General features: G+C 54.8%; 18 protein-coding genes and 1 pseudogene. 5 read left to right on the top strand and 14 right to left on the bottom strand.

The features are described from left to right. Window positions 1-2 precede the first annotated feature (2 nt). The 7 genes from AC2FJV_RS06720 to AC2FJV_RS06750 all read right to left on the bottom strand — a co-directional run bounded on the left by AC2FJV_RS06720 (window position 3) and on the right by AC2FJV_RS06750 (window position 7,406). On the bottom strand, window positions 3-1,010 hold the full coding sequence (locus AC2FJV_RS06720; protein WP_496713137.1) for an ABC transporter permease: 1,008 nt from the start codon (window positions 1,008-1,010) through the stop codon (window positions 3-5). Continuing rightward, a complete protein-coding gene (locus AC2FJV_RS06725; protein ID WP_496713139.1) occupies window positions 1,007-1,948 on the bottom strand; it encodes an ABC transporter permease in 942 nt (313 codons plus the stop codon). The genes AC2FJV_RS06720 and AC2FJV_RS06725 overlap by 4 nt, the downstream gene beginning before the upstream one ends. Then, entirely contained in the window at window positions 1,945-3,429 is a 1,485-nt protein-coding gene (locus AC2FJV_RS06730) for a sugar ABC transporter ATP-binding protein (RefSeq protein WP_496693904.1), read from the bottom strand. The genes AC2FJV_RS06725 and AC2FJV_RS06730 overlap by 4 nt, the downstream gene beginning before the upstream one ends. A 73-nt stretch (window positions 3,430-3,502) precedes the next feature. Then, the gene (locus AC2FJV_RS06735) at window positions 3,503-4,540 is read right to left on the bottom strand and encodes an ABC transporter substrate-binding protein (RefSeq protein WP_496713150.1); all 1,038 of its coding nucleotides are present in this window, start codon (window positions 4,538-4,540) and stop codon (window positions 3,503-3,505) included. A 45-nt stretch (window positions 4,541-4,585) separates the two neighbouring features. Continuing rightward, on the bottom strand, window positions 4,586-5,500 hold the full coding sequence (locus AC2FJV_RS06740) for a sugar phosphate isomerase/epimerase family protein (protein ID WP_496689795.1): 915 nt from the start codon (window positions 5,498-5,500) through the stop codon (window positions 4,586-4,588). 10 nt (window positions 5,501-5,510) lie between these two features. Beyond that, complete coding sequence (locus AC2FJV_RS06745) at window positions 5,511-6,665, bottom strand: Gfo/Idh/MocA family protein (RefSeq protein WP_496689796.1); 1,155 nt, start codon at window positions 6,663-6,665, stop codon at window positions 5,511-5,513. Between the two features lie 12 nt (window positions 6,666-6,677). Further along, window positions 6,678-7,406 carry an SDR family NAD(P)-dependent oxidoreductase gene (locus tag AC2FJV_RS06750; RefSeq protein WP_496713152.1) on the bottom strand — a complete coding sequence of 243 codons (729 nt, stop codon included), beginning with the start codon at window positions 7,404-7,406 and terminating at the stop codon, window positions 6,678-6,680. 177 nt (window positions 7,407-7,583) lie between these two features. On the opposite strand from AC2FJV_RS06750, the gene AC2FJV_RS06755 reads away from it, so the two are divergent. The 5 genes and pseudogenes from AC2FJV_RS06755 (at window position 7,584) to AC2FJV_RS06775 (ending at window position 11,882) form a co-directional block, all read left to right on the top strand. After that, a complete protein-coding gene (locus tag AC2FJV_RS06755) occupies window positions 7,584-8,612 on the top strand; it encodes a LacI family DNA-binding transcriptional regulator (RefSeq protein ID WP_281972354.1) in 1,029 nt (342 codons plus the stop codon). 76 nt (window positions 8,613-8,688) lie between these two features. Further along, the gene (locus tag AC2FJV_RS06760; RefSeq protein WP_281994830.1) at window positions 8,689-9,849 is read left to right on the top strand and encodes a fatty acid desaturase family protein; all 1,161 of its coding nucleotides are present in this window, start codon (window positions 8,689-8,691) and stop codon (window positions 9,847-9,849) included. Continuing rightward, a complete protein-coding gene (locus tag AC2FJV_RS06765) occupies window positions 9,849-10,160 on the top strand; it encodes a MocE family 2Fe-2S type ferredoxin (protein WP_271946204.1) in 312 nt (103 codons plus the stop codon). Before AC2FJV_RS06760 ends, AC2FJV_RS06765 begins: the two co-directional genes overlap by 1 nt. 22 nt (window positions 10,161-10,182) lie before the next feature. Beyond that, window positions 10,183-11,232 (top strand): hypothetical protein, encoded by a 1,050-nt coding sequence (locus AC2FJV_RS06770; RefSeq protein WP_496713154.1) that lies wholly within the window; start codon window positions 10,183-10,185, stop codon window positions 11,230-11,232. 105 nt (window positions 11,233-11,337) lie between these two features. Beyond that, window positions 11,338-11,882, top strand: a pseudogene (locus tag AC2FJV_RS06775) (DDE-type integrase/transposase/recombinase). Window positions 11,883-12,099: 217 nt separating this feature from the next. On the opposite strand, the gene AC2FJV_RS06780 reads toward AC2FJV_RS06775, so the two are convergent. From AC2FJV_RS06780 to AC2FJV_RS06810, 7 genes are all read right to left on the bottom strand, one after another. Then, window positions 12,100-13,197: a M56 family metallopeptidase gene (locus tag AC2FJV_RS06780; protein ID WP_496713156.1), complete on the bottom strand. Its 1,098-nt coding sequence runs from the start codon at window positions 13,195-13,197 to the stop codon at window positions 12,100-12,102. After that, complete coding sequence (locus AC2FJV_RS06785) at window positions 13,184-13,579, bottom strand: BlaI/MecI/CopY family transcriptional regulator (RefSeq protein WP_496713158.1); 396 nt, start codon at window positions 13,577-13,579, stop codon at window positions 13,184-13,186. The genes AC2FJV_RS06780 and AC2FJV_RS06785 overlap by 14 nt, the downstream gene beginning before the upstream one ends. A 65-nt stretch (window positions 13,580-13,644) precedes the next feature. After that, window positions 13,645-14,049 carry a DUF2160 domain-containing protein gene (locus AC2FJV_RS06790; protein WP_142634713.1) on the bottom strand — a complete coding sequence of 135 codons (405 nt, stop codon included), beginning with the start codon at window positions 14,047-14,049 and terminating at the stop codon, window positions 13,645-13,647. Window positions 14,050-14,057: 8 nt separating this feature from the next. Then, a complete protein-coding gene (locus AC2FJV_RS06795) occupies window positions 14,058-14,855 on the bottom strand; it encodes a carbohydrate ABC transporter permease (protein WP_496713160.1) in 798 nt (265 codons plus the stop codon). Then, complete coding sequence (locus tag AC2FJV_RS06800) at window positions 14,852-15,715, bottom strand: carbohydrate ABC transporter permease (RefSeq protein ID WP_142634709.1); 864 nt, start codon at window positions 15,713-15,715, stop codon at window positions 14,852-14,854. The genes AC2FJV_RS06795 and AC2FJV_RS06800 overlap by 4 nt, the downstream gene beginning before the upstream one ends. Continuing rightward, a complete protein-coding gene (locus AC2FJV_RS06805) occupies window positions 15,712-16,788 on the bottom strand; it encodes an ABC transporter ATP-binding protein (RefSeq protein WP_496713162.1) in 1,077 nt (358 codons plus the stop codon). Before AC2FJV_RS06805 ends, AC2FJV_RS06800 begins: the two co-directional genes overlap by 4 nt. Window position 16,789: 1 nt before the next feature. After that, window positions 16,790-17,839 (bottom strand): ABC transporter ATP-binding protein, encoded by a 1,050-nt coding sequence (locus AC2FJV_RS06810; RefSeq protein ID WP_142634705.1) that lies wholly within the window; start codon window positions 17,837-17,839, stop codon window positions 16,790-16,792. Window positions 17,840-17,845 lie beyond the last annotated feature (6 nt).

The following is a 17,845-nucleotide window of genomic DNA, read 5'->3' on the forward strand; positions in this document are numbered from 1 at the left end:
CTTTAGCGCGTGCCGGTGATCCTGACGTAGAGTGCGGTAACTGCAAGAATGATCAGCCCAAACAGGGCCGTGCGCGCACCTTCCGGCATTTGCATCAATGTTAGCATAGTATCCAGCACACGCAGAATAAGTGCGCCCACAATCGCACCTGCGAAACTGCCACGACCTCCGAAGATTGATGTGCCGCCAATCACCGCCGCAGCGACAGAGGGTAACAATAAGGGGTTGGCAAGGCTCAGCGAAGTTTGACGGATCATGCCGAGATAGAGCAAGCCAGCCAGCGCAGCGATCAAACTTGAAAGCACGTAGAGCCCCAGATAGACCTGCCATGCTCGGACCCCGGACAGCTTAGCGGCCTGCTCATTGGAGCCTAGGGCGAACAGCAGCCGACCAAATCCTGTATAGCGCATCAGCCACAGGATAAAGAGCGCAAACGGGATGAATACAAAAAGGCCATTCGGCATTCCAGCGGTGCGGCCGGTTCCGAGCCAGGCAAGGAAGGCGGGTATTTCGGTGCCAGCATTGATAACGAGGCGTTGATAGACCTGCAGACATCCGGTGGCGATTAACCCCGATCCCAGTGTCATGATCAATGGATGGACCCGGACCAATCCCACACCGATGCCATTTACAACGCCCACAACTAGGCCAGCTGACAGCGCGATCAATACTGCAGGTGTCACGCCCCAAATCGTACTAAGTGTTGCGCAAACGAAGGCTGACACGGTGGCAACTACCCCGACCGAGAGATCAATTCCTGCGGTTAGCATTGTCAGCACCTGACAAGCCGCAAGCATCGCCAATGGAATTGCGAACTTGATCAGGTTGCCAACCCAAAAGGTTGAAATCAGCCCATCCCGACCTGCTCGGACCGGGGTAACGATACCTGGCCGCAATACTTCGAGCACAGCGATCATCAAGACAAGGAAGACCAATAGCGGGATGATCGGGTTGTCGCGCAGATAACGGCCAAAGCGGACCATCGGTGGATCTATGGTGTCCATGCTCATCGGCGGGCTCCTTTTAGTGAAGCCGCCGTGCCCAGCATAACGACGAGAACCATAATCGTGCCTTCGATAATCGTGGTCACGTTTGGATCGACGGCCAGCAATGTCAGGATCGTCCGAATGATCCGCAAAATGAACACCGCGATGATCGGCCCAAGCAGACCGCCTTTGCCACCGCCCAGCACGACACCGCCCAGAACTACGGCCGCGACCGAGGCCATAAGATATGGCCCCGGAACCGGCTCTCCAATCCCGGTCAGCGCAGCGAGGCTTAGACCGCCCATGGCGCAAAACAGCCCGCATAGCGCATAGGCCGTTATCTTTGTTCTTCCCACTGAAACGCCAGAGCGGAAGGCGGCAAGCTCGTCTGATCCGGTGGCGTAAATCGAGAGCCCGAGTTTGGAGCGCCGGATTGGCATCCAGACAACAGCGATGCCAAAGGCAATAATGAGCAGTGCTTTGGGCAGTCCGTTGAACAGAAAGTGACCGCGTATTGCCTGTTCCAGCCAATCTGCAGTCGCGCCGCCCGGTGTCTCTAGGATCAACAGCGCGACGCCTTCCCAGACAAACAGCATGCTGAGTGTCACAACGATGTCTGGCACGCGCGTTACAACGATCAAAAGACCATTGATCAACCCCATCAAAAACCCGACCCCCAACACGATAATCAAAGCCGGTACACCGGCCATGCGTTCCATCAGAACGGCAGCGGTCACGGCGCAGACCGCCATCATGGACGCAACAGACAGGTCGATACCGCCGACGATTACGACGATGGCCATTCCAGCGGTTGCGAAAGCAAAGGGCAGGGCGGCGCGGGCAATACTCTCCAGTCCTGACGCAGCGAAAGTCGGCTGTATCAATTTCGTGATGGTCAAAAGGACCATGAGAAGAACCGCTAACCCCATGACCCATGCGTGTTTTCGGATGGCCACGCTCACGCCGCGCCCTCCGTTTCGGTCAGGCCATAGGCCGCACGCATCAGTGTTTGTTCATCCGCGTCAGCGGCATCAATCACATCAACCACGCGACCGTTGAAGATTACGACCGCGCGGTCACAGGCAAGTGGGATTTCTTCCAACTCGGACGTGTAGAATAGAACCGCCGCTCCTTGATCTGCCAACTCACGGACAAGCGGGTAAATCTGGCGTTTTGTGCGCACATCGATGCCACGGGTCGGATCGAATAGAAGCAGGGTTTCGACACCTGTCGCGAGCCAGCGACCAATGGTGACTTTCTGTTGGTTGCCACCTGAAAGCCTTTGCACCTCGCCCTGCGCGCGTGTGTCGATCTGCAGCTTCTCAACCGCGTAAGCGACCCGATCGCGCTCATGCCGCAATTTTATTGGCCCCCAGTTCTTGAACCGGGCTGAAAATGGCAAAGCGATGTTTTCTTTAACTGACCTTTGCGCCAGCAGAGCGTCTGAACGATCGCCCGGAACGAAGGTTATCCCGACTGCAATGGCGTCGGCGGGGTGGGCGAAGTTTACGGGCTTTCCATCAACTTCCATCGATCCTGAAGACAGGCGATCAAAGCCCGCAAGAACCTCAAACAGTTCATCCTGCCCCTGACCCTCAAGCGCGACCACCCCTAGGACCTCGCCGGGGAATAAGTCGAACGAAACATCCGAAAAACTGGGCTCAAAAGCCAGTGACTTAATGGTCAGGCGCGGTGTCTTAGCCTGTGGTTTATTTGCTCGAAGGATCTGACGTGTTCCAATGTCAATCTTCTGACCCAGCATCAATTCGACCACGCGTTCTTCTACGCCGGGTTCAATGTCGAGATCTCCGACAGACATGCCATCCCGCAACACAGTGGCCCGATCGCACAGTTCCGAAATCTCGGTGAAACGGTGAGAAACATAGATCACACCCATCCCGTCATTTGCTTTGCGCCTTACGGTCTTCAATACGCGTTCAACCAGATCCGTCGGCAGCGCCGCGGTCATTTCGTCCAGCAAGAGGACATCTGGTTCAACAGCCAGCGCGCGCGCCAGATCAAGGATGCGCAGTGTAGCAAGTGGCAGGTCGCCAATCATTGCCGATAGTTTCAGACCTTCGATACCAAGTTCTGTAACCCAATTTTGAAACTGATCAACAGGTGTGTCTGTCAGCCGAAGATTGTCGGATACGTCGAGATCAGGTATGAGTGAGGGTTCTTGATAAACCGGCACCAAACCGGAACGGCGCGCCTCGGCGGGGCTTCCGACAAACGCATGTTTGCCTCTGATCAATACCTGTCCAGCGTCGGGTTTAAGGGCACCGGTAATGATCTTGACGAAAGTGGACTTGCCAGCACCATTTGCGCCCATCAAGGCGACGATCTCGCCTTCGGCAACCGTGAGGTGCGCATTGGTCAACGCCCGTACGGCGCCAAAACTTTTGGCCACGTCAGACGCGTCGAGAAGTGGTGTGCTGCTCATGGAAGTCCTTGAATGCCGAGTGGGTTGGTTTTGCCTTCCGCCCAGCTAAAGGCGGAAGGCCAGTCAATTCGGATCAACCTTCGCCGGGTCCCTTACAGTCGATGATTTGTTCCATCGTGTAGTCGGTCCAGCCGGGAACGGTCACTGATACGGGCCACTCTGGGTCAAGGTTAGGATTCTGAGCCGCTGTGATCGTTTCACGGCCTGCGTCCGTCGCATTCTCCCAAAGCACAGGATCTACAAGAACGGTTTTGTTCTCAGGTGCCTTGCCGTCAAGAATGTCGACAGCCAGAGCAATGCCTGCGCCGCCGACTGAGCCAGGATTTGTCACTGCCGCGCCGTTCAATCCCTCAACCTCGGTCAAGTATTGAACAAAGCCCGCGTTGTCTGCGCCGACGATCGGCACCAAAGGTGCCCCGGATTCGGTGAACGCATCGACGATTACGTTGTCGATGCCGCTGGTCCAGACACCGTCAAACGGGATGCCGGTGGCCAGGTAATCAAAGATCTGTTGCTTACCCTGGTCTTGCTGCCAGCCGGTGAAAACTTCATGCACCACATTGATATCGGGGTGTTCTGCCAACGCGCGTTTAAAGCCGTTGTCGCGGTCAGTATCGGCTGAGACGCCAGCAATGCCTCGCATATAGACAACGTCACCTTTGCCACCGAGCTGTTCAAATAACCACTTGGCGCCAAGATAGGCGTATTCTTCTTGATTGTTCGAAAGAATGTAGGCGCCTTCAGCCGAAACACCGGCATCCACGGCAACAATGACGATATCTTGCGCCATTGCTTTTTCCAGTGCCGAATTCAAAGCATCCGGGTTGGATGGGTTCAGCACGATGGCGTCTACACCCGCTTCGATGAGGTTGTTGATGTCTTCCAGTTGCCCGGCTGAATCAGTGTTGCGATGCGCGACGATCAGGTTTGTCACATCGGCTTCGACCAGAGCTTGGGCACGCATGGCGCAAATCATCTGTTCGCGCCAGCCATTGCCTTGAACGGTGTTGGACACTCCGATTGTGTATTGCTTGTGCCCGTCAGCCATCGCCACAGTTGAAAGAGACGCTGAAACTGCAAGAGCAGCAACACCATAAAGTAGGTTCTTCATTTTAGTTTCCTCCCAGTTTTAGTCATTTCAAATTTGATAATTTCTTCACTTGATGAATGGTGACAGGACATCCCGGGCCAGCAGAAAACCCCGCTTGACCTTTTCGTCAGTCCCTTCGAACAATCTGTCTTCATGTTCGATAATGATCGGACCGTCGTAACCGGCGCGGTACAGGCCGGAAAAGAAACCGGACCAATCCACATCGCCCAGCCCGCAAAGCCGTGGGATTTGCCATCCCATGCCGGTAGACATCACACCGTTGTCATAAAGCCCGTCCTCATCAACCATCACGTCCTTGGCATGGACATGAGCCATGTGAGAACCGAACTCCTTGATGAACCGTGTCTGATCGATGAACTGCCAGATCAGATGTGAAGGATCGAAGTTCATGCCAACCGCATCGCCCCATTCCTCGAATATTCGCCGCCAGATTCTTGGCGAGTAAGCAATGTTGTGACCCCCGGGCCATTCGTCATAGCTGAAGATCATCGGGCAGTTCTCAAAGCACAGACGCACACCAGAGTTTTGTGCATGCTTCACGATCGGATCGAAAATTTCGGTGGCACGCTCCCAGTTCGCGTCGAGATGCAGAGTGCGATCTCCGCCGACGAATGTGTTGACAACTTTGATGCCCATAACACCGGCGGCGGTGATTACTTTGTTAAGATGTCCAATAACTTCAACCCGATGCTCTTCATCGGCGTGGAGCGGATTGGGATAGTACCCCAGACCCGTAATCTCGACCCCCTGATCGCCGAGTTGCCCGACAATTTCATTGCCCTGATCCGCGGAAAGGCCATCTACGTTGATGTGGCTGGTTCCCGCATAGCGCCGTTGTTCGCCACCTGACGATGGCCAGCAGGCGACCTCCATCGCCGAAAACCCATTGGAACCAGCCCAGGCCGCCACCTCAGTCAAATGAAGGTTTTCGAATGGTGCAGTCAGTAAGCCCAGTTTCATGTCATCGCCCTCAAATCTCGCTCAAATCGACCCAGCGGCTCTCACTCGCCGACTTGACGACGGCATCGCAGAACTGCATCTCGTAGTGGCCGTCCTCAAATGTGGCCCATGTGCTGCCTTGTTGCCGCCCGCCTGCGATGACGTCGGCATAGACCGCCCGGAAAAAGTTGAAGAATGAATCTGCGAACCCTTCGACATGCCCGGGCGGCAAGGTGGCGGCTGCGATCCCCGGACCGTTCATCAAGGTGAAGTCACGCATCAGGGTCTGGTTGGGCGCGTCACGATGCCCAATGAACAGATGATCAGGAGTTTCACTGTCCCAAGCCGCGCTGGCATTTGCTCCGGCGATGTCCCATTGCAACGAGTTCTTTCGACCCATGTTCACCTGGGATGTGCTCATCACGGCCCGCGCTCCGTTCTCATATCGGATAAGGATCATCGCAGCATCGTCGGTGTCGATATGCACAGTTTCGGTTTCGCCGGTTCCGCTGGTAAATGTCTCAACCGGGCCAAGAGGTTTCTGGCGTTCCGGAAGGAAGGTTGTCAGCTCAGCAAAGACAGAGGTCGCCTTCAACCCGGTGACGAAGCTGGTCAGGTCAACCCAGTGCGTTCCGATGTCACCAACTGATCGCAGCGCGCCGCCCATTTCGCTTTCTAGCCGCCAGTTCCAGTCGCTAGGTTTGGCAAGCCAGTCCTGATGGTAGTGCCCGGTAACAAAACGGATATCACCCAGATCCCCGGCCATTACCATGCCGTGGGCTTGTTGGTTCAGCGGATAAAAGCGAATGTTGTAACAAACCGCTGCAACCTTGCCAGAAGCCTTGGCTAGGTCGACCATCTCGGCGCTTTCTACGGACGTCATGGCAAGTGGTTTCTCGCAGATGACGTGTTTGCCCGCAGCCAGGATCGATTTCACTTGCGGATAGTGTGCGTGGTTAGGGGTCGTTACGTGCACTATATCGATGTTTTCATCCGCCAAAAGATCCTCCAGAGAGTCATAAGCTCGGGCCACGTTCATTGCCCGCGCTCGTTCCCTTCCGCGCTCTGGCGATGACCCAAGAACACCTCTTACGTCCACGCCCAGACGCCGAAGCGCCTGAACGTGCACTGTTCCAATGAAGCCGGTCCCGATCACCGCAGCGCGGATTTTTGCGAAGTCACTCATCGTGCGCTCCTGTCAAACAACCGAATACCCTCCGTCCACGATCACGCAGGCACCGGTCACAAAGGCTGCCGCATCGGATGCGAGAAACAAGGCTGTTCCAGCGATATCTTCTGGGTGACCCCAGCGTGCCAAGGGTGTGCGTGCTTCTACAGCTGTTGAGAAATTGGCGTTTTTTCGGGCTTTCGCCGATTGCTCGGTCACGATGAACCCGGGCGCGATCGCATTCACCCGAATACCGTCTTTGGCCCACGCAATCGCCAGTGATTTTGTTAGTTGTTCCACGCCGGCTTTTGACGCGCCATAGGCTGGGTTGAGCGGTGAACCAAAGCGCGCATACATGGAGGCCACATTTATGACGCGCCCTTTCGCGACCGAAAGGGCAGGGTGCAGCGCTTCGGCGCAGCGAAAAGACCCGGTCAGATTTACGTCCAGCACGTGGGAAAAGAACTTAGGTGCCATTTCTTCACCGCGTCGAGTCACCGCCGCACAGTTTACCAAGACGTCAATATGGCCCCGTTCACCTGCAAATTTGTAGACTTCCTCGGTGTTGGTTACATCCAGTTGAATGTAGTCAAACCGGGCAGCGTCCTCTTCGATGCATTGCGGTTCCACACCGGTAATCTCCACTGTGGCACCCGAGTCCTGGAATTCTTTTGCAATAGCGGCACCAATGCCGGCTCGGCTGGCACCGATCACCAGGACCTTTGCCCCGGCAAAGTCGAATGTGACCTTCGAAACCATCAAAGAACCCGGCTTTTGTTGCGTTTGAATTCGGATGCCATCAGTTTCCCTCGTTTGGCGAAATCGTTACTGCAATCGATTACATTTTGGAAAATACCTACTTTCCAAATTGTGTAATCGATTACATAATCGGCATCACATGAGATTCGAGTCAAGCCAGAAATCGACTGCCAAGCAATGAGCAAGATACCCAAACCCGCCACAATACAGGACGTCGCACGTGTTTCGCAGGTGTCGACAGCCACTGTCAGTCGTGTTCTGTCCAATCCTGATCTGGTGTCAAAATCAACACGTGTTGCTGTTTTGGAAGCTATTCGCGAGACGGGATATCGCGTTAATCAGGCAGCCCGAAACCTGCGGATGAAAAGGGCGGGGGCCGTACTGATCCTTGTTCCCAACCTCGGCAAACCTTTCTATTCGGGCATACTTGCCGGTATCAGTGAGGGGTTTGCGGGATCGGACTATGCAGTTCTGATTGCCGATACCGAAAGTAATCCGCTGCAGGAAGAAACTCTTGCCGGGTACTTTCGAGACGGCCGGATAGATGGCGCAATCTCTTTGGATGGTGGCATTCCTTCGACCGCACTTCAGCAATGCGTCACATACGGCGCCGGCGACCGCATAGTATTTTTGTGTGAATGGGTGGAAGGCGAGGCCTTTCCGGTGATTTCCAGCGACAACGCCGAAGGTGCGCGATTGGCGATCAGGCACCTGCATGATTTGGGCCACAAAAAAATCGCGCATGTTACCGGTCCCGACGGGAATGTTCTGACGACCGCTCGGCGTAAGGGCGTGGTCGAAGAACGGACACGCTTGGGGCTTCCAGCGCGGCCCGAGTGGATTATCAGAGGCGACTTTTCGCTGGAATCCGGACATGAGGCCGCCAGACGAATACTTGCGATGGATGAGCGCCCAACGGCGGTGTTCTGCGCTGCGGATATGGTTGCCTTTGGGTTGATTTCTGGGCTGGTCGCGGGTGGGTTGAAGGTGCCCGGTGACATTTCGGTTGTTGGTTTCGACGATATTGAAATGTCAGGATCTTATGTTCCGGCTCTGACAACAATCCGACAGGACCGACACCAACTGGGACGCCGTGCGGCAGAGGTTTTGCTGGGCCAGTTGGCGAACACTGGCAAAGCGCTTCCAATGAAATCAGCGCTTCCCGTAGAGCTTGTAACACGGGCGAGCTCTGCGCCGCCCAATTAGCGAAGTCAAAATTCAGGCGCCTTTGCTATAGTCAACGAAGAAGCGGGTGGCGCTGTGAGCGATGGAGAAAGGGGAAATGAGTAAGTCGACCATACCCATTGGCTCTGAACTCACTGTTCGGGATTATTCCCTGACTGGTGCGAATACGCGTCAAGCGATAGAAAACGGTCTGTCGGCCGCAGAGTGGTACCACAGCGATGTTCCTCGTAAGAAGCTGAAATCGCTTATGAAGCGCAGGGATGCGCCGGCCATTCGTGACACAGTGATCTGGATCGCTTTGCACTTTGTATTTGCGGCTAGCGGGCTGTACTTCTGGGGTAGCTGGCTTTGCGTGCCTTTCTGGTTTGCATACGGTGTCGTGTATGGTTCGGCCTGCGACAGCCGTTGGCACGAATGCGGACACGGAACGGCGTTTCGAACCCGCTGGATGAACGACGTCGTGTACCACATCGCGTCCTTCCAGATTATGCGAAACCCGGTCAATTGGCGCTGGAGCCACGCTCGGCATCACACCGATACACTCATTGTTGGCCGCGATCCGGAAATAGCGTGGATGCACCCGATCAGCCTCGTCCTGAAAGCGCTTGCGTTTGTGGGGATTGTTGAAACGTGGACCTCGCTCAAAGTTCTGACGCGAAATGCGATGGGAAACTTGTCGCAAGAAGAGCGGGATTACATTCCGGAAAGCCAATGGCCCAAAGCGGTCCTTTGGGCGCGGATTCACATTGCAATCTACGTTGCCGTCTTGTTGATTTCATTTGTTTTGCTTGTCTCCGGGGCCGCATGGAAATCCCTGATCCCCATACTCTTAATCGGAGGTCCTCGGGTCTATGGGTGTTGGCATTTTGTAATGACGGGGTTGCTTCAGCATGGAGGGCTTGCGGAGAACGTTCTTGATCACCGTTTAAATTCACGTACACTTTATATGAACCCGATAAGCCGTTGGGTTTACTGGAACATGAATTACCATATTGAGCATCACATGTTCCCGATGGTTCCGTATTACTCTCTTCCAGCGCTTCATGATCTGATCAAGGATGATCTGCCGCCGCCGAATACTTCGATTTGGGACGGCTACAAAGAAATGATGGGTTCTGTCATGAAGCAGCGTGTTGACCCGAGTTACGCCATACGAAAGTCTCTCCCGCCGACGGCCCGCCCATATCGGGAACATTTTCACTTGGCAGTTCCGGAGAGAAACACGGGGTTAGAAATCGGTGATCGAGGAGGAACGTAATGCCTTGGGTTGACGCATGCGCCGTAGACGATGTTGAGGAAGAAGATCTCATTCGTTGGGACCACGACGGTAGAACCTACTTGATTGTTCGCAGTTTGGACAATGAGTTCTATTGCACCGACGGCCTCTGTACACACGAACAAGTGCACTTATCGGACGGTCTGGTGATGGACAATGAGATAGAGTGCCCCAAGCATAATGGGCTATTCGACTATCGCACGGGCAAAGCTTTGAGGGCGCCCGTATGCGAAGATCTTCGCACCTACGAAACCAGAGTAGGAAATGGTCGCGTCATGGTATTGGTGGAATGATTTTTTGGGCTAGGAGTGGTTTGTGATCGAGCTGTCCGCAACAGGCATCCGGCTTTCATTCGATTTGCAGTTGGGGTTGATCGAGAGTTTCAGTGTGTACGACGGTAACGCTGAGATTTCACCACTACATCGCGCACCTTGGGTCGGCACAGACGAAGTTATGCCCGAAGGTATAGCTCCTCATTTGGAAAAACTCGGCGGTGATTTCTTCTGCGCCCCATTCGGGTCAACTGAGGGGACATCGCCGCTGCATGGGTGGCCAGCTAACTCTCGTTGGAGACTAGAAGAAAAGACCGACAGCTATTTGCGCGCTGAGCTCGACAGAACGGTCTATGGAGCTAGGCTGCAAAAAGAGATTACACTGCATCCTGAGCATCCATTCGTCTACCAGCGTCACACTTTCATTGGTGGCGACGGCACAATGCCGGTTGCAAATCACGCAAATGTATCCTTGCCCAATGGTGGGATCATTCATACCTCTCGAAAGCAGTGTTGGAGAACGCCTAAGGTTGAACAGGAAGTTGATCCGGCCTTAGGCTATTCAGCGCTTAGATATCCGGCTGAAAGCCAAACGTTGGCGTCTTTTCCCGGGAAAGACCGCGAAGTGAATCTGTCAAACTACCCATGGTCTCCACAGAGTGAAGACTTTGTTGTTGGATTGGATTCGCCTGAAGAGAAATTGGGTTGGACCGCGGTAACTCGCCCGGTGGAGGGCGACATGTTCCTGTCGCTTAAATCGGCTCAGGCTTTGCCGATGACGATGTTGTGGCATTCGAACGGTGGTCGATACTATGCTCCTTGGTCGAGCCGCCACTTCGCCTGCCTTGGGGTTGAGGAGGGGGCCGCTTCGCCCATCCTGGGAAATGTCGAAAACAGTTTCCCGAACGATCACGGCGTCATTCATCTAAACCCCGTTCGCCAAGTTGAGGTTACACATGTCATCGGGGCGCTTCGTTGGTGTAGTGGAGCCAGGGTGATTGCAGTTGAAACTCTGGGAAACCAACTTTTGATTCGAGGTACAGAAAATCAGGAGATTCTTGTGCCATTCGATCCGCAAGCCCTGAACATTTGAACGGGTGGTGCAGGGGAAATTGGCTTGAGACAGGCAGGGCAGTTTCGTAGCTTCGCTTGATGACAAAAACGCTCACTTTTTTGCTGCTTCAAAACCAACCCTGAGATCATTCGTCTAGCAGTCATCGTGCGCGTTCGATTCTGGTTGAATAGGTTTGGCCCTATCTGTGCCGCAGAAATTAGCCGAAAACGCATAAATCGGATGCGATGTTTCGCGAACTGGTAGCGGCATCTAAATAAGGTTATTGTTGAAGATCAATGGCAAGCAATATCACCTGTGGCGGGTAGCCGACCAAGAAGGCGAGGTGCTGGAAATCTATTTCACGAAGCGCCGGGATCGTGTTGCGGCCCTTTTACACTTGAAGAAAGCGATGAAACGATGGGGCCAGTCAGGTTTCGTCGTCACTGACAAGTCGCACTCTTACGACGCCGCGATGAAAGTCATTGGGAATGCGTTAGGACAAGAAACTGGCCGTTGGAAGAACAATCTTGCTGAGTATTCCCATCTTCCGTCGGCGAAAAGAACGTGCGATGCTCTGCTTCCGGCAAATGCGGTGTTTGCAAAAGTTTGCCGCAGACGACACTTCCGTCCATAGTCACTTCAATCATGAACGGCAGCTTTACTCACGCGACAAGTTCAAACTCAGTTGAACCGCCGCTCTTTCGGTGTGGAGCCAATTTAGTTTCGCCTAATTTTCAGCTTTCTGAGGTAGACTGAGACTGGTTCGAATTTGCCTGACAGCACCGCCACTCAGCCTGTTTCACCAAGCAACCTGCGATTTCTTTCTTCTGCAAACGCGGATTGGCTTCGCTGCAAGAATGTGCGTCGCGCTGCAGATCCTTCGAAATTATTTCCCACGAATAAGGGTCAGTTGCCCTGATTGCGGGCTTCCAACCGTTCAAGGTTCACAACGGTCGACAGCATCAACCTGTCATGGCTCCAGTCGTCTACAGGCTGCAATGACGCAGCGCCTAACGCCAATATCACAGCAAAAGCCACGCTTAAGGCAAAGAACAGAGGGGGCATTGTGGGTTGGATTGCAGGGGCATCTGCCAGGGCAATCACACGTTGACGCAAGACGCGTTTGGCCTTGCCCCCTTTAACCAATGCTACGTTCAATACACGCGGGCTGCCGCGCATTACTGAATTGGAGCAATAGTTCAGCAGGCAGGACGTGTATTCGACCGCGTTGATTTCACGGCGCGAAACGACGGATTGATCACAGGCCAGCTCGCGCAGCCGATCGAATTGAAACTTGAGAATCAGATATGCCGGGTTCCAGAACAGGAACGGCCGCAAAAGCTCGAACCCCAGTTCCCATTCAACATCGGCAGCCCTTACATGTTGCAGCTCGTGTGCAAGGGCAAACCGCATATCGCTGGGGGTGTTGAGCAGATGGCTGGGCAATACCACATGCCTGCGCCACAAACCGCGAACGGCGAAGGGGACTGTGACCCGGTCGGACAGGCGGATATCGACCTTTTCCGAGCTTCGCCACAGATAGCTGGAGCGAACAATGCCTCGGATTGCCAAACCGTCACGGATAATGCGCAGGATGCAGACCGCAGAATAGAGCGCCATTACCACCAAGATTGCCGATACAATCGGGTTTTCTCCTGCAAGGGTCTGTTCGATCCACCTTTGCCGGGTATTGAGCAGGGCCTCGAACTGGGTGGCGGGCATGGCGATATCGCCACGCAGATAGGCGGCAACGGCAAGATCCCCAATGGCGACCCCGCCTTCAACGGAATACATCGCCATGACCAAACCAGCCCCGATTGCCAAAAGGGGGCTGAGCAGTACGCAAAGACACAGAATTTTCAATGCGCGCAGCTGTGCAACAAACCCGTGTCGCATCTGCGTCATTGAAACCACGTATCTTGCCGCGATCCATACAATCGCTGCTAGGGCAAGAACCAGATTCAGTTCGAGAAATGCGTCGAGAACCGGTTTAACCGCTGTCATTTTGCAGTCTCCTCTCTACCAGTGCCCGAATATCCTCAAGATCTGCCTCGCTCAGACCGGCGTCATCTACCAACCGTGCAACCAGCGTGGCTGGTGTGTCATCGAACAAGGTTCGTGACAGGTTCTGCAGTGAGCGCGCCTGATACCTATCCTTTTCCAGAAGCGGCGTATAACTCAGGGTCTTGCCGTTTTTGCGACTTTCTACAAAGCCTTTTTCGTCAAGAATGCGAAGGATTGTGGCCCCTGACGTATAGGCCAGGTTCCGATCTGGTGGCAGCCGGTCCAGTACATCACGCACCGAGCCCTGACGCAGAGCCCAGAGTTCGTTCATGAACTCCAGTTCGACCTCGGTCAGCAGGTTTGTCGTCTTTTTCTTTCGCATTGATCCCAGTGCCGTCATTTTACCTGTGCCTGACAGACAAGCATCCTTTGATGGTTTCGCAAAGCTTAAACTTTCCAGAACACGAAAACGCCCCAGCCGATGGACAGGAACAGCGGTGTCCAGACCGGTTGCCCGACTAGCCCTAACCAGGCCAGAAAAATGTAAGCTGCCCCAAGCAATGTGATGAACAGCCGGTCGCCCAATGTGGTGGTCAAGCCCAGAACGCCGCGCCGTTCAATCCCGTCGCGGTATTTGAACCCTTCCAGCAGACCGATCAGCGCGATGGCTGAAAAGATGCCGACAAATACGGCCAGGGTCGCCGGTGTCCACGCCATCCAGAAATCCGGCCACAAGGGCGCGGTCCAGGAAAACTCTTTTTCTTCGGGCTGACCCACACTTCCCCACCCGGCCTGTGCTTGCGCCAAGGCCGAACCGGGGATCAGAAAGGGGATCAAAAGCAGTTTACGCATATCGAACCTCATACACGCCCCATCGCGAAACCACGCGCGATGTAGTTGCGGACAAACCAGATGACGATGGCGCCGGGGATGATGGTCAGCGTCCCGGCGGCGGCCAGCAGGCCCAATTCGTACCCGGCGCTGGACGCGGTTCGGGTCATTACGGCAGCGATGGGTTTGGCCTCGACCGCTGTCAGAGTCTTGGCCAACAGCATTTCGACCCATGAGAACATGAAGCAGAAGAATGCCGCGACGCCTACACCCGCTTTGATATTTGGCAGGAATATCGTGACGAAAAAGCGCGGAAAGGAATACCCGTCCACATAAGCGGTTTCGTCCAACTCTTTGGGGATGCCACGCATGAACCCTTCCAAAATCCACACCGCTAGCGGCACGTTGAACAGCGTATGCGCCAGCGCCACCGCCAGATAGGTGTCAAACAACTGAATTGACGAATAGAGCTGAAAGAACGGCAAGGCGAACACAGCAGCCGGTGCCATCCGGTTGGTCAGCAGCCAGAAGAACAACTGCTTGTCCCCTAGGAACCGATAGCGTGAGAACGCATAGGCCGCTGGCAGGGCTACACAGACGGAAAGTATCGTGTTCAGCGTCACATAGGTGATCGAGTTGATGTAGCCCCAATACCACGTCGGGTCTGTGAAGATCGTGATGTAATTTTCCAGCGTAAAGGTCTGCGGGAACAGAGAAAAGCCCGACAGGATCTCGTTCGTGGTCTTGAAGGACATCGCCACTAGCCAATAGATCGGCAACATCAGGAACGCGATATAGAGGATCGGGATGAGGGAGCGCTTTTTCATTCGGCGTCATCCTTTGTCATCAGAGTGTAGAAGACCCATGAGACCAGCAGTGTGATGGCGAAATAGATCAAGCTCATCGCAGCCGCAGGGCCAAGGTCGAACTGTCCCAGTGCGATCTTTACAAGATCGATCGACAGTAAGGTGGTCGAGTTTCCGGGACCCCCGCCAGTCAAAACGAAGGGTTCGGTGTAGATATTGAAACTGTCCATGAACCGCAGCAGGATGGCGATTGTCAGAACCGTCTTCATCTTGGGTAACTGGATATACCGGAACACTGACCACGGGCTTGCACCGTCGATCTTGGCCGCCTGATAATAGGCGTCCGGGATCGAAACCAGGCCCGCATAGCACAGTAGAACCACCAGCGAAGTCCAGTGCCAGACATCCATGATGATGACAGTGATCCAGGCCGACAGAGGCTGTTGGGTCATGTCATAGTTGATGCCCAAAACGTCATTTAGGAAGTATCCAAGCAGGCCGATCTTGGGCAGCGTAAAGATGTTCCACATCGAGCCCACCACATTCCACGGTATCAGCATCGGCAGGGCCATCAGAACCAGACAGACCGGCACCCAAAAGCCTTTACGCGGCATGGATAGCGCGACGATGATGCCCAAGGGCACCTCGATGATCAGGATCATGAAGGTAAACAGGAACTGTCGCCCAAGTGCGGCCTGAAAACGGTCGGAGCGCAGGATCTGTTCGAACCATCCCAGCCCTTCCCAGAAGAACTGGTTATTGCCGAAGGTCTCCTGCACCGAGTAGTTGACTACCGTCATCATTGGCACCAGCGCGTTGAACGCAACCAGTGCCAGAACCGGCAGGACAAAGAACCATGCTCTTTGGTTTATTGTTCTCATTGGGCCCGCTCCTGCGTTGCGATCCAGCCGTCGCGATAGACGCGGGACTGCTCGGGTTTGAATTGCAGAAAGACCATCGAGCCTTGTTCGGGCGCATTGTGTTCGGTGACGGCCTTGATCGGTGTGTTCCCAACCATGGCACTGACCACGTAATGGCGCCCGATATCGGCTACTTTGGTGACATGTGCCGGTATGCCGGATTGGTCGAAGCCTACATATTCCGGGCGTATTCCTAGATCGGTGCGACCACCTTCACCATGGGTCGGACCTTCCAAGACCACCTCATGCCCTTCGAAAATAGCGCGATCGCCCTTGGTCTCGCAGGGCAAGACATTCATGCCGGGCGAGCCGATAAAGTGACCAACGAATGTATGCTGAGGCCGCTCGAACAGTTCAATCGGCGTACCAATCTGAACCACTTCACCATCCTGCATGACCACGACTTCATCAGCAAAAGTCAACGCCTCGGTCTGGTCGTGGGTGACGTAGATCATTGTGGCTTTTACGCGCTGGTGCAGCTCTTTCAACTTGGACCGCAGTTTCCATTTCAGATGCGGGTCGATCACGGTCAGCGGCTCATCAAACATCACCGCATTCACGTCATCGCGCACTAGTCCGCGCCCCATCGAGATTTTTTGCTTGTTGTCCGGGCTCAGGCCAGAGGCTTTGGTGCCCAGCATATCCGCGACATCCAGCATTTCGGCAATCTCATCAACACGCCGCTTGATGGTTGCCGCGTCAACGCCCCGGTTTTTCAGAGGAAAGGCTAGGTTCTCGCCTACGGTCATCGTGTCGTAGATCACTGGAAACTGAAAAACCTGCGCAATGTTGCGCTGATCAGGGGGCAGGGCGGTCACGTCGCGGTCATCAAACAGGATCTGCCCCTCGGAGGGTGTCAGCAGGCCCGAGATGATGTTCAGCAGCGTAGACTTGCCGCAGCCTGATGGCCCCAGCAGCGCATAGGCCCCACCATCGCGCCAAGTGACGTCGATTTCCTTCAGCGCATAATCCTCGGGGCCTTGCGGCGATGGCATATAGCTGTGTCGAAGGTTTGAAAGCTTGATCTGTGCCATGTCAGGCCACCCTTTTGCCGTCTTGGCCGAAATACCGGCAATGGGCCGGATTCATATAGAAACTATGGTCTTCGCCAACCTGATAGGGATGTACGCCCGCCGCCAATGAAACCCATGCGTCGTTCCCATGTTGGAAATGCGCACTGGAGTCAGATCCGGATAGCTCGGTCACGATCACACGCCCGGTCAGTTCTACATCTGCGTCCGATGTGCGGAATGGCGTCACGCGATGCGGGCGTACCGCAACTGTGTATTCACCGTCTGCGATGCCGGTGACGGCCCATCCACCGCCCCCTGCAAGTTGCGCCTGCGCACCCGAGACGGTGATATGCGCGACGTTGATGGGCGGATCCGAGAACACACGTGCGGCAGCGATGTTTTCCGGATTGCGGTAGATATCAGCGGTTGGCCCAAATTGGGTGACCCGGCCGTCTGCCATCAGAGCGGTATGACCACCGAGCAGCAATGCTTCTTCCGGTTCTGAAGTCGCATAGACCACAACGGCCCCGCGTCCGGCAAAAAGATCAGGAAGTTGCTCGCGTAGCTCTTCGCGCAGTTTGTAGTCCAGATTGGCAAGGGGTTCATCAAGGAACACGGCCCGGCTTTCCTTGGCAATCGCGCGGGCCAAAGCGGTGCGTTGTTGTTGTCCACCCGACAGCTCGTGCGGGCGGCGCTGCAGCATCGGGCGCAGCTGCAGCAGATCAGCGGCCTCTTCCACGCGGCCTTCGATTTCGCTTTTCGCCATGCCTGCTACGCGCAGGGGCGAGGCAATGTTGTCGAAAACGCTCATATGGGGGTAATTGACGAAAAACTGGTGCACCAGACTGATCTTACGCTTCTGCGTATTCAGCCGGGTCACGTCCTGCCCGTCCATCAGGACCTTGCCTGCGGCGATCGGATCCAGTCCGGCCATCATCTTGATCAGTGATGTTTTCCCGGAACCGGTGGCACCCAGTAACACATTGAAATGGCCTGTTTGCAGCGTCAGATTCGTGGGTTTGATATGGATGACGTTGCCGACTCGTTTGGTCGCGTCTTGAAGTTCGATCATCTGGTG

The organism is Ruegeria sp. CDSA241 (assembly GCF_059611265.1).